Source organism: Bacillus sp. LR--39 (genome assembly GCF_053613335.1).
Map to the genome: position 1 here is coordinate 1 of NZ_JBSIOT010000966.1, position 677 is coordinate 677.

A 677-nucleotide genomic window follows, 5' to 3' on the forward strand; every position below is an offset into this window, starting at 1 on the left:
CAAATTTCCTCGAGTGTCCACGACGGCAATCCTCTGATTCCGAACGTCTATGAAGAATTAAAAGAAACCTTTGAATGCGCTGAATCTGATACGTTGTGGGCGCCTGATGTCACCCAGCTTGAGGACGGCAAGTTTTATATGTATTACAACGCCTGCCGCGGGGATTCTCCGAGATCCGCCCTCGGGCTTGCTGTCGCAGACGACATTGAAGGTCCATACAAAAATAAAGGCATTTTTCTGAAGTCGGGAATGGATGGGATCAGCAATGACGGGACGCCTTATGACGCGACAAAGCACCCAAATGTCGTCGATCCCCACACATTCTTTGATCAAAACGGAAAGCTGTGGATGGTGTACGGCTCCTATTCCGGCGGAATTTTTATTTTAGAAATGGACAAGAAAACCGGATTTCCGCTTCCGGGACAGGGATACGGCAAAAAGCTGATCGGCGGCAACCACAGCCGTATTGAAGGCGCATATATTCTCTACCATCCTGAAACACAGTATTACTACCTGTACATGTCCTTCGGGGGGCTTGCCGCTGACGGCGGGTACAACATTCGCGTCGCCCGCTCCAAAAACCCTGACGGCCCTTATTATGATGCAGAAGGCCACGGGATGATTGACGTACGCGGCAAAGAAGGAACGCTTTTTGACGATCGTTCAATCGAACAGTA

General features: G+C 49.9%; 1 protein-coding gene. It reads left to right on the forward strand.

Features of this window, described 5'->3' with window-relative positions:
- The coding region (locus ACWHAR_RS27795; RefSeq protein WP_452088531.1) for a family 43 glycosylhydrolase at nt 1-677 on the forward strand (677 nt) is incomplete at both ends.